14 protein-coding genes are annotated in these 14,857 nt (G+C 35.2%); all 14 read right to left on the reverse strand.

Going from position 1 to position 14,857, the window contains the following annotated elements; translation table 11 throughout:
• On the reverse strand, positions 1 to 488 hold a 488-nt coding region (locus ACIP9G_RS21420), incomplete at its 3' end, for an FAD-dependent oxidoreductase (RefSeq protein ID WP_401022129.1).
• Positions 481 to 1,209, reverse strand: a complete 729-nt coding sequence (locus ACIP9G_RS21425; protein WP_401022130.1) for an alpha/beta hydrolase — start codon at positions 1,207 to 1,209, stop codon at positions 481 to 483. The genes ACIP9G_RS21425 and ACIP9G_RS21420, both read right to left, overlap by 8 nt.
• Positions 1,210 to 1,403: 194 nt before the next feature.
• On the reverse strand, positions 1,404 to 2,006 hold the full coding sequence (locus ACIP9G_RS21430) for a TetR/AcrR family transcriptional regulator (protein ID WP_401022132.1): 603 nt from the start codon (positions 2,004 to 2,006) through the stop codon (positions 1,404 to 1,406).
• A 305-nt stretch (positions 2,007 to 2,311) separates the two neighbouring features.
• On the reverse strand, positions 2,312 to 2,515 hold the full coding sequence (locus ACIP9G_RS21435) for a cold-shock protein (protein WP_038187584.1): 204 nt from the start codon (positions 2,513 to 2,515) through the stop codon (positions 2,312 to 2,314).
• Positions 2,516 to 2,810: 295 nt separating this feature from the next.
• On the reverse strand, positions 2,811 to 3,188 hold the full coding sequence (locus ACIP9G_RS21440) for an SET domain-containing protein (RefSeq protein WP_340823273.1): 378 nt from the start codon (positions 3,186 to 3,188) through the stop codon (positions 2,811 to 2,813).
• A 191-nt stretch (positions 3,189 to 3,379) separates the two neighbouring features.
• On the reverse strand, positions 3,380 to 3,547 hold the full coding sequence (locus ACIP9G_RS21445) for a hypothetical protein (RefSeq protein ID WP_340823272.1): 168 nt from the start codon (positions 3,545 to 3,547) through the stop codon (positions 3,380 to 3,382).
• 219 nt (positions 3,548 to 3,766) lie between these two features.
• Complete coding sequence (locus tag ACIP9G_RS21450) at positions 3,767 to 4,975, reverse strand: hypothetical protein (protein ID WP_401022135.1); 1,209 nt, start codon at positions 4,973 to 4,975, stop codon at positions 3,767 to 3,769.
• Positions 4,976 to 5,243: 268 nt separating this feature from the next.
• Positions 5,244 to 7,652 (reverse strand): putative bifunctional diguanylate cyclase/phosphodiesterase, encoded by a 2,409-nt coding sequence (locus tag ACIP9G_RS21455; RefSeq protein ID WP_401022137.1) that lies wholly within the window; start codon positions 7,650 to 7,652, stop codon positions 5,244 to 5,246.
• Positions 7,653 to 7,664: 12 nt separating this feature from the next.
• A complete protein-coding gene (locus ACIP9G_RS21460; RefSeq protein ID WP_340823267.1) occupies positions 7,665 to 8,843 on the reverse strand; it encodes a beta-ketoacyl synthase N-terminal-like domain-containing protein in 1,179 nt (392 codons plus the stop codon).
• A gap of 209 nt (positions 8,844 to 9,052) precedes the next feature.
• Positions 9,053 to 9,253 carry a hypothetical protein gene (locus ACIP9G_RS21465; RefSeq protein WP_340823265.1) on the reverse strand — a complete coding sequence of 67 codons (201 nt, stop codon included), beginning with the start codon at positions 9,251 to 9,253 and terminating at the stop codon, positions 9,053 to 9,055.
• Positions 9,254 to 9,460: 207 nt separating this feature from the next.
• Positions 9,461 to 9,799, reverse strand: coding sequence for a hypothetical protein (locus ACIP9G_RS21470; RefSeq protein ID WP_401022139.1), 339 nt, complete (start codon positions 9,797 to 9,799; stop codon positions 9,461 to 9,463).
• A gap of 149 nt (positions 9,800 to 9,948) precedes the next feature.
• Positions 9,949 to 11,760: an ABC transporter substrate-binding protein gene (locus ACIP9G_RS21475; protein WP_401022141.1), complete on the reverse strand. Its 1,812-nt coding sequence runs from the start codon at positions 11,758 to 11,760 to the stop codon at positions 9,949 to 9,951.
• Positions 11,761 to 11,785: 25 nt separating this feature from the next.
• Positions 11,786 to 13,282 carry an ABC transporter permease gene (locus tag ACIP9G_RS21480; RefSeq protein WP_340823260.1) on the reverse strand — a complete coding sequence of 499 codons (1,497 nt, stop codon included), beginning with the start codon at positions 13,280 to 13,282 and terminating at the stop codon, positions 11,786 to 11,788.
• A gap of 13 nt (positions 13,283 to 13,295) precedes the next feature.
• Entirely contained in the window at positions 13,296 to 14,726 is a 1,431-nt protein-coding gene (locus ACIP9G_RS21485) for an ABC transporter permease (RefSeq protein ID WP_340823259.1), read from the reverse strand.
• Positions 14,727 to 14,857 lie beyond the last annotated feature (131 nt).

Consider the following 14,857-nt stretch of genomic DNA (forward strand, 5'->3'; position numbering starts at 1 on the left):
GCGCCAGTAGAGTTTAGGACACGATCAGAGAATTTAAAAGTTGGAATTTCAACTGGACGAGAACCTGTTGCGATAATCACATTGTTAAATGTGTACGTTTCTGAGCTTCCACCCTCAATGACACGTACAGTATTTTTATCTACAAAGTATGCCTCCCCCTTCACTATGTCGATTTTGTTGCCTTTTAGCAGACTTTCAACGCCACCTACTAATTTAGAAACGATCCCCTTTTTAAACTCTTGTACTTTTGTCCAGTCTAGTTTTACTTCTTGGACAACTACCCCCATATCTTCTGAATGCTTTGCTTGCTCAAAACGATGACCTACAGAAATCAATACTTTCGATGGAATACAACCGACATTCGAGCATACTCCTCCTAGAAATTCCTTCTCTATAATTGTTACATTTTGCCCCATTTGAGTAGCACGAATAGCCGCAACATACCCTCCAGGACCTGCACCAATCACGAGTGTATCAATATTAATCATTTACTATATCCCCCTTATTACTATCTATAAATTGAAAAACGTAATTCCAAAAAAACGGATCTTTCACACAATTATGGTGACCCTTTGTTTCCACTTTAATTACTTGTTTAAAGTTGCTACCATTTTTTAAAACTTCCACATTTGAAACGGGTACTTTTTTATCTTGCATTGAGTGAATAGCAAGAGACGGTGACTGTTGGTTTTTTAATATTTTTTCAAGACGCCACTCTTTTCTAGCTTTTAAAAAAACACCTCCTCTTAATAAAAACCAACTAACAAATAGCCAACCAATTGGCATATAAGGTACTGTTACTTTTTCTGCCATTGAATTGCTAATACTCTTTAGTGATGTAGGCATTGAGTCAGTGATAAGAGCATGTATTCTTGAATCTTGGGCATTTACAATACTTGCAGCTATTCCTCCCATTGAATGCCCTAAAACATAAATAGACTTACAGTTAACATCTGGTCTTTCTGTCACATAATCAATCGTGGATGTTATCGTTTGGACAAACGATTCAATACTTACTTGTTTTTGCACGGAGTCACTTTGCCCATGACCAAGTACATCTATCATTACAACGTCATAGCCGCGAGCTACTATTGGGTCTACATATCGCAACATATCAGACTTATTAGAGCCCCACCCGTGAATCAGTAGAAAACATCCCTTACCCTTGTCACTTCTAATCAGCCAACCTCTGACAGCTCCTATTTTCATCCCAATTTCGATATTTTCAAAAGTTGATTGCGGATATTTTTTTCCTTTTTTCGCTTTGGTGTAAAAATATGCAAAATGATATAGCTTCTCAAAAATAAAATAAGCACGAAGAAAGCAAAAAATAATAAATAGCTCATTCTAACCCTCCAAAAAAGATACCAAATAGTCTCTTTTTAATTATAAAAAAGACGGCTTTATTGCCGCTCTGTAGCTATCATTGAAATATACTGCCTCAAATGATTTATTAAAACCTCCGTTAAATGCTCATCCTTTTTTAATCTATCTAATACGAGTCCACCTTCAAGTGTCGACACAATAAATATTGCTGTTTCATATGGCTGTATCGTTTGCTTCAATTGCTGATGTCTCATACCATCCTTTAATATTTTTACCAACCACATGACCATCATATCCATTGCTTCAGTAATCGATGGTAGCAATGCACTTCCGTCTAGATCATCCATTTCGGTTGCTGCGTTTAAAATAGGGCACCCTCCTACTATCGGTTCTCCTTCACTTAATTGTAAAAAGCCCTCTACAAATGCAAGTAATTTGTCCGTTGCATGGTCGTGTTGAGCAACACTTTCCATTAGATGGTTTTTCATTGTTTCAGTTGAGAACTGAAAAGATTCGAGCATCAGTTGCTCTTTATCCTTAAAATGTCGATATATCCCCCCTTTTTGAATATTTGTTTCTTGAATAATGTCGCTCATCGTCGTTGTCATGTATCCTTTTGTGTTAAAAATCGCAGCAGATTTTCGAATAATATTAAGCCTTGTTATTTCACCTTTTTTCATGTGCACCTCCGAAAAAGATACCTTTTAGTCTCTTTTAATATAACGGAAGTCCAAAACAAACTCAAGCACTTTTTACAGCAACGAAGTACAAAATCGTTCATAAGCTTCTTAACAAGCCTTTAAAGCGCTTTAACTTCATAATAGAAGTATGTTTCCACGTATAAGATTCTGTTACTTTACATGCGTTCTAGACGCTTTAGAGGGACGCAAAGGCTACTACTTAAATTTCATTCAAAAAAAAAATGTAGGCAAACTCAAATTTCTTTGAGTTTGCCTACATTGTGTATCGTTAGTTTAATTAAAAATTAAAGTTTTACGATGTTTGTAGCTTGAGGTCCACGTTGGCCGTCTTCTACTGAGAATTCAACTTTTTGACCTTCGTCAAGTGATTTGAAACCTTCACCTTGGATAGCTGAGAAGTGAGCGAATACGTCGTTTCCGCCTTCTACTTCGATGAAACCGAAACCTTTTTCTGCGTTAAACCATTTTACTGTACCTTGTTGTGTCATTTGAATGACCTCCATTAATTGTATTTAATAATATCCGATTTCCTCAAAAGAAAAAAATTCACATATTACAAAAAGTACCGAACAAAACACGATTACTCTTTGTAACATGTGAATTATTGTTTCTTCGCAAACGATGTTATTAAATTTATTATATTATATAAAATCTCATTTGTCTACCACTTATATAAATTATTTTTATTTTCTTTACTATTAAGTTTCCGTTACTCCGTATCGAATTAAAAAATACCCCATACAAGTTATTTGTACGGGGCTGGGCGAGCTTTTAATTCTTTTTTTATTCCTCGTTAAACCATAGCTGATCTTGATTATCCACATCGCCATTATAATTGATTAATATTTCTTCCCCTGCTTTGATATCTTTGTAAGCAAAGAAATCAAATGTTTGGTTTCTAAAATTAATCTCATACGTTGCATTCGGTTCATAAGAATGATTAAACAACATGCCATAGCCAAGAAGGATAGCAGATTGACCTATTCCATATTCAAAAGCATAATCAGCAAGCAATGTTTGCTCAATGTGTTGATGCTGTTCATTTGGATAGGAAATAACTGGTGCTTCGTGTAAAAGCTCTCCTTTTTGGATATCACATGTAGCAAATACCCCTCTATTGAATTCTCCATTGCTTAATGGAGATGTTTTGATTTCAATCATGTTTTGTCTCCTACTCACTTTTAAAATATACTTTCTAACTGTACCACTATTTTGGTCAATGAGCGCATCTTTTTGTTTTTTTTGAACATTTTTTTCAATTTAAATACATAAAATAGACATTTCATTCAAAAAAATAGCTGAAACATAAAAAATCATGCAGCATTCCTATTGCAAGGAGCTGCACGAGAAAATTAATTGTTAACTTTATTGTTTAATAAATGATTAATAATAACGATGATGATTATTAATCCAATCAAAGTACCTGTACGGTCCGGTTCAATGGAGAAAAATGTTGGAAGGACATATAAATTGACTATAAAGATGAGGGTAGCTAGCAACAATAAAAATCGATATATCATTTATTGTCTTCACTCCTTACTGTCTCCAAGGTACCCCTACAAGCTCATATATGTTCCCTGTTAAAGGGTTTCCTTTCATATAAAAAAATCCCTTCCAAAAATATTTGTCATTATTATAAATTCACATTACGAATATTTCAATTTTTTTGCTAATTCAACTTTTTACTATAAGAGCGTTTTCGCTCAATCAGAAACACCAGACTTTCCTAATAGACCACGCTACGATTGAATCCAATAATTAAAAGGTCCCTTCACTAAACCTTTCGCAATAATGTAATCCCCTGCTATTACAACATTTGTAAATGTTTTATAACTACCTGTAATATTTAACGCGTATTGCTCATAAATTTTGCTCACTTTTTGCGCTTGACAATTGACATAGATTGTATCATTTATTTTTAACGGGAACTGCATCATAATTTTTTGATCATGTAGTTCGCTTTCTAAATGATACGTTAGCTTCTTATTTATAAGTGTGTAGCTTAGTGCACCTGCTATTTGTTTGCCACCACTAATTTCATCATCATTTACTAGTTGCATTTTCCCTTGCCAACGATTACTAGAAGTCGGCGAAAACTCTGTTAAATAGTAATAAGGTGCTGTTTCCGATAAGGCAATTTTTTTAGTTGCATCAAATAATAAGCTCGACGGTTCCGCTAATACCTGCAATTCCTTATCTACGATTGGCGTCTTTGACAAAGCACTTACAGGTATGTACCCATACAGTTTATTTGAAGACACATATGCCCGACCATCTGCTGTTGTGAAATAGACCGCAACTGATGTACCAGGTTTTAATGACTGGCTTTGCCATCCAGGACGAACGGATAAATCAACAATTTGATTCACATATTGGATTGTTCCTTCAGGTAAGTTTGACACATAGTCTTGTGGTACATATCCCCAAATATAATCAATTGTTGTATCAGTTCTTGGATTGTATTCTACTTTCACATAATCCCCACTCAGCTCAACTACCTTAAAAACAGCCCCATACGGTGTATGCAAAATAGTTTTCGCTGCACTATTCGGGGCTTCTTTAATGGACACGCCTTTTGCAGAATTAGCAAAAATAGGCGTCCCTACAGTAAACTTCACACCTGATACTTGTTGTTGGATAGCTAACGGAACTTCCTTATAAATAACTAAATCTGTTGCTTGTACACGATAACCACCACTCATATTATATACTTTGCCAACAGTCGAATACTCATGGCCATATACGCGATAAAACTCCCCTTTTTTCACAACGAGTGAAATAAACGTACCGTCGTCACTTTTTTTATATATTTTCACGTCTTTTGAAAATGTTAATTTACCCGTTTGTCCTTTTGTAATCTCCGCTCCATCCCATATGACTTTAGCTTCAGTATTTGATTGAAAGCTTATACACATTATTAAAGTAAATAAAACAATCCACTTTTTCATATCTACTATCCCACCTTCAAATCTATCTTGTTAATCTCCAACTTTTTTCAATAGTATCATATTTATACTATCTAATTGGTAACAATACAAAGTGACAAACATCCATGCCACGAAGCCTTTTGTAAAACGCGAGGCATGAAAGACCAAAAAATTTGGACAAGCCATCCGATAAGGATCAATGCCCTACAACATTTGCCCACAAGCAAAGGCTTCCTCATGAAGAGAAAGCCTCGCTACCAATTATTCCTTTATCAATTAAATGAACATACTATTTATGTGAGACGTCAGTGTCTATAAGCCATTTCCCTTTAAATTCTGCAACAGGGAGTGGACGGCTAAACAAGTACCCTTGAGCATAATCACAGCCAATCTCAGCCAAGAAGTGATATTCTTCCTTACCTTCTACGCCTTCAGCTATCACTTTCAAATCGAGTTGTTTGGCTATCGCAATAATGGTTTTTACGAGTGCTTTGTTCTCATCATCTTGATTCATGCCAATTACAAATGATTTATCAATTTTCAAGGAATCGAGTGGATATTTATTTAAATAACTAAGTGATGAATACCCTGTTCCGAAATCATCCATCGATAGACTTATACCTAGTTTTTTTAATGCACATAATTTTTCAATCATTGACTCAGCATACATTGCGATACTTTCCGTTATCTCTAATACAACATAGGTCGCATCAAGTTTTGCATTCTCTATTGCATGCTGGACACTATCTACAAATGTTGATTCGAGTAACTGCTTCACTGAGACATTTATACTTATTTTTAATCGCTTATTTGATTCACGATGCCAATGCGCTGTTTGTGCAATGGCCGTATTCAATACCCATTTACCGATAGGAATAATCATTCCAGTCTCCTCCATAATGGAAATGAATTCATCTGGGGTTACTTGTCCAAGTACTGCATTGTTCCATCTGATTAGCGATTCCATACCGATGATTTCATTCGTTTTCACATCCATAATGGGCTGATAATAAAGTTCAAATTCCTCATTATCGAGTGCTGTTCGTAATTGTTTTTCAATCATCATTTTCCTATAGAAATGTTGTTGCATTTCTGAAGTGAATAATTGATAGTTATTTTTCCCTCTTTCTTTTACATAGTACATGGCTGTATCTGCATGCTTAATTAATGTATTAGCATCATAGCCATCATTTGGGAACGTACTAATGCCAATACTCGGTGTAATGAAATACTCACTACCATCAATCCAAAAGCCTGTAATAAATTGTGCTAATAAGTCTTTAGCAAATGCCTCACTTTCAGTGGCATCATAATAGGGCAATAAGATTGTAAATTCATCTCCACCAAGTCGATAAATGTTAGCCCTGTTATGTTTTTCTTCTAATAGCATTTCAATTCGTCTTGATACTTCTACTAATAATAAATCACCTACATCATGACCAAGAGTGTCATTGATATATTTAAAACGATCTAAATCGAAGAACAATATTGCATTTTGACTACCTTCCGCTTTAGCCTTTTCTAAAAGGGCGATTAAATCATCATTGAACATTCTTCTATTCGGTAACCCCGTCAAAGCATCATGATTTGCTTGAAATTTAATTTCATCTTCATACTGCTTGCGTTCAGTAATATCAGTTGATACAGCAAGTAACGTAGAACTTTCATGTAAATGAATTGGTACTTTGACAGTTTGGACCCATACGACTTCTCCCGAAGCAGCTGTAATAGCTTCCTCTTTTATGAAATGTTTTTCAGGTAGCTTGAACATACCTTTTTCTTGATCGAGGCTATCTTCCTCATCAGACAAATCGATTAGTAAATCCGTGTCCGTTTTTCCAATCATATCTTGAAAGCTCATGCCCATTAACTGCGCATAGGATTTATTCATCAAAGTATAACGACCATTTTCATCTTGCGCATAAATGTAGTTAGGATTTAAATCGATAACCCTAAATAAAAACTGCTTTTGCTCATATAGCCTTTTATTCATATTGTTTACGATTTCAAGATGCATGCGACTCGAAAGGATTAATATAGAAATTGCAAAGACTAAAACGGCAATCGAGCTTGGATACAATCTTGAACTAGGAAACATATTTAAGTAGCCAATGGTAAACCCAATGGCCGTAAAAATATTAAAATATAACAAAAACGAACGTTCACTCTTATTTTGTACATCTAAACTAATTAACAAACTAATAATGATACATACAATAAAAAGAAGGACATTAAAATTAAAAATCCATGACAGCTCGCCATCCACTGGAAAATAAAATATACTAGTTTCCATTTTAATAAGTTCTAATTTACTAATCCCTTTAGAACTCCAACCGATTATGTAACCAAGAAGAGCAAATGCGTAAGATATAAAAACGGTCGTCCGATTAACAAGATAGCGCCACTTTTTTTGATACTCTTTAGGGAGTATTTCTTGAACAATGGTATAACCAATATAAAAAATCGTTGGTGTGACCATGATTGACCCAAATCGAAAAAGTTTGAAAAAGAACATTATAGTTTCTTCGGTAAACAGTCGATATGCGTATAAAAACGAAACATCTATGTGCCAAAATGAGGCTAAAAGAAGGAATAAAAAAATAATTTTAGAAAGTTTATTTTTTTTGAATAGCACTAAAATCGTAATCCCAACACAAACGGGAATAAATGATAATAAAATTAAAAATATAAAAAACATATAAAGAGCCTCCTATGTATGTGTCAGTAATAGACAAGCATTATTCCCGCTACTCCCATGAGTAGTAATACATACAGACTCTACCGCTTGATGTCTAGTTTCATAAACAATAGGTATGTCTTCAAACCCATGACCTGATGTTTTAATCGTTGGAGGTATAAACCCGTATTCCATTGATAATAAAGATGCAATAATTTGCATAGCACCCATTGCACCAAATGTGTGACCTATCATTCCTTTAATTGAAGTAATAGGCACTTTAGAGCCAAATGTTTCTTTCAGAGTAAAGCGTTCTATCTGATCATTTACCTCAATACCTAACGCCTGACTGTTTATATAGCTTGGTATAGTATCTCCGACTGTTTCTTGAAAAACGTCCAGCATATGTCTACCAGTAATATCAGAGGTTAATAGTTTTTGTCCTTCATTTCTTGAAACAACACGTTCAACTTTTCCATATATCTTCTGTCCTCTTGTAATTGCTGATTGCCTACGCTCTAAAACCATTACACCAGCTCCCTCGGATAACACGAAGCCGCGATGCTGAGTTGAAAACGGTACACCAGCTTTTTCGATTGAAATCTCCGTAGAAAGTGACCTTATTTTTTTAAAGCCATTAATTGTCCATTGGCCTAATGGAGCCTCTGTTCCTCCTACAATACAAGCATCAACACTTCCAGACTCCAATAGCTGTTTCCCTATTAATATAGCGTCTAAACTAGCACTGCAGCCTGTTGTTACTGTAAAGGCAGAACCACACGAACCGATTGCTTCGGCAACAGAGCTTGAAAGTGTGTGCGTATCAACAAGGGAAACCCCATGAATCGGAAACTTCCTTAAATCAAAAGCATCCGAAGCGTATTTTTCGATTTCAAGAATGGCTCCTGCGGATGTCCCCATAATTACTGCAATTCGATGTGGTTTAAAATCATTTAAATTTGACATTTCAGATGCATCCAATGCAGCGGCAATTGCCATTCTTACAGAACGCGGATGGCGATGATAACTTACCCCGTTTATCTCCAAGAAGCTATCTTCAATCAAACCCGCTACGATATTAGTGTGAGGCTGTTGAGCATAGTTTAAAATGCCCTGAGTACAAATACCTTTTTCTAATACATTTAAAAAGCTAAATTTATCTAAAATTCCAGGAGCTTTAATGCCATATCCTGTTATGACTATGTCGTCCAAATATATCACCTTCACACTTTAACTTTATTCCATTATATACAACTAAATCGGACATAGTCTATATTCGGAAGCCTTAAGTTCTAAGTAAGTGACCTTTTTGGATAATTTGTATCACTTTTAAGCAAATTATCGCAATAATTTAAGGTAAATTCTTTCTTTTAATATAATAATTTACAAGGTAGAATAACATAAATTGTGAAGCGCTTGTATTAATTTACGATTCTTTGGTTATATTCAACCCATTTCTCCATTTCTCTTTCAACTGCTCGATTTTGCCATTCAAACCAAATGCCACTGCATTCACTGCAATGACTTTCTACACCACTTTTATGATGCCCGTCTTTACATGTAAAGAGCGTCTTTTTACGACAGCTATAGCAGTAAAGCTCTTTATCTTTAATAAATTCCAAACAAATCAACTCCAACTTTTTACATAAAGTACTTTCCAAGTATTATGCAATCTATTCGTTACGTTGATTTAATAATGCTGCGAGGCTTTTTACCTATACTTGTTCTCGTAAACAACAACAAGCCCCTCCAATCCTTGAAAGACTAGAAGGGCTTTTTAATTTGCAGAGAGCTGCGTCAGCCGTATGCTCTCCTCTAAACAACATTATTTAAATTTCTTTAGGTGGAATTATGCCTGCAATTAGAAGAAGAAAGAAAACTAGTCCAATTAAACAAAATAGTACGGAAGCAAAAAATATCGGTCCTTTCTTTGCGATATATTGCTCGCTTTTAAGAATGAGACCTGTTTGAGCAGTCACTGCCACTTCATTGAATCTAGCCATTGGACCACCACTACTCGAAAAGTAAAAAATACCGCCAGCAATTGCAAAGCCAATAAAGAACATTATTTCGATAAATCTAACGGAGAAAAATGATGCAATAAAGTACGTAATAATCGCTTCCACAACCAATGTTACAATTAAAATGATGTAATTTTTCTTTCGCATATACAACTCTCCTTTTATTCTTTTACTTTATATACGACTAAACTTGGTTTAAGTTCCAAATTTAAACAAAAAGTGCCTGGCACTCAAAAAAAAGCACTTCAAACCCTTAGATTAGGATTTGAAGCACTTCAATTCATGTGTCTGACACTTTATTTACTAGCTTTATAAGCACTTAAAAATTCTTTTACTTTTGAGCTATCTGCTGTTAGCTTTAAGCCTGTGTCAACAAGTGGAGAAACTGTTGATACTGCTGGCTTTTTATTGCCTTGGTAGTAGCTAATAAATTCATCTTGGTTAATAGAGTAAAGGATTGCTTTACGTAAGTCTACCGATTTCGATACTTCGCGACCTTTTGGATTAACGAGTAAATAAGAGACAGCATTACTATCAGCTGTTTTTAATGTTAAGTTAGCATCGCCTTTTACTACATCAATTTTAGTTTCTGGTACTGATTGTAATACATCAATTTCACCATTACGAAGTGCAGATAGCGCACTATCATTATCTTCAATGAAACGAACACTTATGTTATTAATTTTCGGCTCGTTGTCAGTACCAACTTGGTATGCAGGGTTTTTGACAAATGTTGCTTCGTAATCATTTTTTTGCACTAAAATGTAAGGTCCAGAAGCCGCTAAATGGTTTGCATAAGTTGCACCTTCTGTAACAGTAGCTTGGTCACCGTATGCAACATTTACATTTGGATCATAGCTTGCTACGTCAAACGTATTAACCGCTTTAACCGCCGCTTCAGACACGATTCCCCCCGATTGGTGAGCTAAATAATTCAGCACTTGTGGGAATGGATTTGGTGTTGTAATTTTCACTACTTGATATTTACCTGCTGCATTGTCTACTTTCGCTTCGTCCGTTACGACTTGAGCAATAGCTGCTGGTAGTTTATCTGATAGTTCATCTAAAACTGACTTTCCATCAGCTGTTTTCACAGATTCAAGTGAAGTAATATCTGAAACTACCTCTACGGAATCAATATTTTCATGAATAGAATATGTGCGGTGGTCTGGTACTGAATTTTGATCTTTCGCACGTTCTAATGAGAATACAACATCTTCAGCTGATACTAAATCACCAGTATCCACTGCTTTGCCATTTTCCACTTTAGCAAAATTAATATCATCACGTAATACGAAATAGTACTCTTGGTTATTTTCAGAAATAGCGTGATTATAAGATAATGAGCCGTCAGATACTACTTCATCAGTATCTGATAAATTCACTAATCGAACATACATATTCGTATTTAATGTATTAATTGAACCGTCATTCCCTTTAATCGGGTCTAAAGAAGTTAATGAGCCAATTGATTGATGCAACACTAATGTGTCTGTCGCATTTTTAGCAGTATCATTAAATGCAATTGATTCCCATGCTTGAGCACGTGATTTTGGTAAACGTACAGTATCTGGGTTTACTTTTTTCGAATAAATACCTTGGAATTTTTGAGAAATGTATAAAGGTGCAATATAAGCATTATCAAATACTAATGCTTGTTCAAGCTCTTTATATTTCTCTTTGGCATCATCGCCAGTTAATGTACTAGCTTCATCAATTAATTTATCGACTGTAGCATCTGCAGTCACACTATAATCTCCACCAGTTTTAAATAACCCACGTACTGCGTAGTCTGGATTTCCTGTTACAGTCGTCCAGCTAGAAATTGCGACATCATAGTTACCCGCATCTTTTTGTGCTGAATATGAACCGAAGTCTGGTTGAATATTTAATTTTACATCAAAGCCATTTTTCACTAATTGGTCGCGCACAATATTCATATCTTGTTCTTGAGCTGCCATACCTAGCACTTCAATAACAGGTTTTGTACTCGCTGTATCTGACTTATCACCTTTATTTTCAACATTCGATTTAGTTTCTACACACCCTGCTAAAGCGACCGCCGCAACGGTTGCTGATGCAGCAAGTGTAAATAATTTTTTGTTCATCTCTGTATTCCTCCAATAAATAATTTTAGTTTGTTTTCGGATCAAGTGCATCACGTAACCCATCACCGAAAAAGTTAAACGATAAGACGAGTAGCATTATGCATAAACCTGGGAAAATAGCTACATAAGAATTTGTTTCTAAATACGTACTGCCTACTTTTAAAATATTGCCCCACTCCGGTATATGTGGCTCAATTCCAAGTCCAAGAAAGCTTAAACTACTTGTTGAAATAACTGCTCCACCAATTGTTAAAGTCGCTTTCACTATCATCGGAGCGAGAGAGTTCGGTACGATATGCTTAAAAATAATGGCAGCATCCGACACACCAAGTGCCCTTGCTGATTCAACAAATTCAAAATTGGCAATTTGCATGACATTAGCACGCATCGTTCTTGCATATGTCGGGATTGCCCCTACGCTCAATGCAATAATTAAATTCACTGTGTTTGCACCAAATGCCGCAATGATTGCAATTGCCAGTAAGATACCTGGGATAGCATATAAAATATCAAGTAGACGCATTATGATGTTATCTGTATTTTTTCCATAATAGCCTGAAAATGCGCCAAGTGCTCCTCCTATTGCAGCTGGGATAATAGTTGAAAAGAAGCCAACAATTAAAGAGATTTGAGCTCCAAACACGATTCTTGAAAATAAATCTCTACCAAAGTTATCAGTCCCTAGTGGATAATCCAAAGAAGGGGTTTGTAATAACGCACTATAATTATTTTGCACTGCAAAATCGTAATCAAATGTCCATGAACTAACGACCGATAGCGAGAACATAAATATAATAAAGAACATACCGAATACAGCCATCGTATTACGCAATATTTTATTCCATATTTTCTGCCACTTTTCAACGGCAGATGGATCCGTATTGCGGGCTTTTTTAATTAATGTCCAGCCAAGTAGGAATGAAAAAAGATTTCCTGTTAGGGCAGGTAAAAGCAATACTACTCCAAGCGGTATCATCCATTTAGGGGCATCGCTTACTGTAACGTATCGAGCTACAAGTACAGCCATCACCGCATAAAAGACCGCGAGTACTAAAAATGCTCCCATTGCTAATAAAAACGTATCCACCACATAAGGCTTAAATAGATTTAATGCCGAAATAAGAATAATAAAAATCTGAGTAATAAATGCATATATAGCAAAAGTATATTCTGCAGTTTTATTTTTCGTTGCCAGCATAAATCCGAAGCCTGCTGCAAATACATTACCCACTAGGACTGTTAGCATTAATGGATAACCAAGCAGTCGTGTACGTGTTTGAATTTCGCGTTCTTTTGCTAAATCCTTTTTTATTTGAAAAGATGTAAACCATATATATAATGTCGTACAGGCATAAATAACAAATATCGTAAGGACATAAGGTCGCCATACGCCATTTACAAAATCAAAACTATTTAGTAAAAACAGCACTGAAAAAATAGCAGAAAAGGCAATGGTAAACTGTGCATTGACATATTCTTGCGTTATTTTCATAAGCAGTTTCACATTCGATATGAATTTCACAATATACCCTCTCCTAAGATTTCTTCATTTTTGAACGAATGCGTGGATCAAAGAACGCATATAGCACATCAATCACCATATTGACAATTGAAATTGTAATGGCAATATAAACAACCCCACCGAGGATGGCAGGAATATCCGGAATGAATTGCTTATCTACTATATAACTTCCGATTCCACTAATATTAAATACTTTTTCAGTAACAGAAGCACCGCCAAGCATACCACCAAATAAAAGACCAATTACGGTAACGATCGGAATCATCGCATTGCGAATCGCATGCTTTGTAATGACTTTGCGCTCACTCAATCCTTTCGCTTTTGCTGTAATAATATAGTCCTCATGAATTACCTCAAGCATGCTTGATCTTGTCATTCGTGCAATCGACGCTGTAATAGAAGTACCTAATACAACAACCGGCATGACAATGGATAACCAATTATTCGGATTATACGTAGCAGGGAACCATTGTAATTTTAATGAAAACGTTAAAATAAAAATGAGTCCTTGCCAGAAGCTCGGAATTGATAAACCAATAAGTGCGATAAACATAAACGCATAATCTGCAAACGAATTCGGTCGGACCGCTGAAATTATCCCAACAGGAATGGCAATCGCCACCGCCATCAATAATGAAAATAGCGCAATTTCCAATGTTACTGGAAACTTATTCATAATACTTTGCGTAATGTTTTCTTTACCTTCAAAGGAATTTCCTAAGTCAAATGTAAATAGTCCAGATAAGGAATGCCAGAGCTGCACTAAATATGGCTGATCTAATCCATGAATTTTATTAAAATTTGCGACTTGTTCAGGTGTTGCCTCGATTCCTAACAAATTACGTGCAGGATCAAATGGCGATAAATATAAAATAGTAAATACTAATGTCGCCACACCAACAATGACAAATGCACTTTGGAATAAGCGCTCAACGATAAATCGACTAAACGCATTACTGCATAGAATTAGGAAACAATACATTAAAATACCCGGAATAAATGACACAGCTAAAAAAATCGGATTTTCGAGTAGTTCACTAAAATACTTTTTGTAGGATTGTTTTGCAATACCTTCGTTTAGTAGTATTTTTTCTACTTCTCTATTAAGCTTTTGTTCCGTTAGTTGATTAACTACTGATGCAAGTTGCTGTTCATTCAGCGATTTATTAAAAAATGCTGCCTTCGTTTGTTCCTGCTGCCTATATTCCGCTTCCCATGCTTGAATTTTCCCTTGCGAAATAAATCGTTCTTTCGTTTGTGCAAACATTTGAGCATATGAATGTTTATCTTTTTTTAACAAATATAAAAAATATGTAACAATATGCACTGGAAATCCTAGTAAAAATAACACAATAGAATAACTAGTTTTCCTCGTCATTTCATTAAAAATTTGCTTAAAGTAATAACTTTCATTAAGCTTTCTAATATTCTGAAAATTGTTCATGTATTTCCTCCTTTCTTCGCTTACTATAGTAGTAAGGTATGAAAATAAAATGATAAAATTTACATTACACTCTATATTGTACAATACCTACCTGTATAGTATAGTATGTATGAACGACTACAGTTCGTCAA

The organism is Lysinibacillus sp. NPDC093197 (assembly GCF_044754025.1).
Lineage (GTDB): Bacteria > Bacillota > Bacilli > Bacillales_A > Planococcaceae > Lysinibacillus.

Coding starts and splice junctions, on each gene's coding strand:
- ACIP9G_RS21445 (WP_340823272.1), bottom strand. CDS start 3,547: ATGATATATCGATTTTTATTGTTGCTAGCTACCCTCATCTTTATAGTC.
- ACIP9G_RS21485 (WP_340823259.1), bottom strand. CDS start 14,726: ATGAACAATTTTCAGAATATTAGAAAGCTTAATGAAAGTTATTACTTT.
- ACIP9G_RS21450 (WP_401022135.1), bottom strand. CDS start 4,975: ATGAAAAAGTGGATTGTTTTATTTACTTTAATAATGTGTATAAGCTTT.
- ACIP9G_RS21425 (WP_401022130.1), bottom strand. CDS start 1,209: ATGAAAATAGGAGCTGTCAGAGGTTGGCTGATTAGAAGTGACAAGGGT.
- ACIP9G_RS21475 (WP_401022141.1), bottom strand. CDS start 11,760: ATGAACAAAAAATTATTTACACTTGCTGCATCAGCAACCGTTGCGGCG.
- ACIP9G_RS21435 (WP_038187584.1), bottom strand. CDS start 2,515: ATGACACAACAAGGTACAGTAAAATGGTTTAACGCAGAAAAAGGTTTC.
- ACIP9G_RS21470 (WP_401022139.1), bottom strand. CDS start 9,799: ATGCGAAAGAAAAATTACATCATTTTAATTGTAACATTGGTTGTGGAA.
- ACIP9G_RS21430 (WP_401022132.1), bottom strand. CDS start 2,006: ATGAAAAAAGGTGAAATAACAAGGCTTAATATTATTCGAAAATCTGCT.
- ACIP9G_RS21455 (WP_401022137.1), bottom strand. CDS start 7,652: ATGTTTTTTATATTTTTAATTTTATTATCATTTATTCCCGTTTGTGTT.
- ACIP9G_RS21440 (WP_340823273.1), bottom strand. CDS start 3,188: ATGATTGAAATCAAAACATCTCCATTAAGCAATGGAGAATTCAATAGA.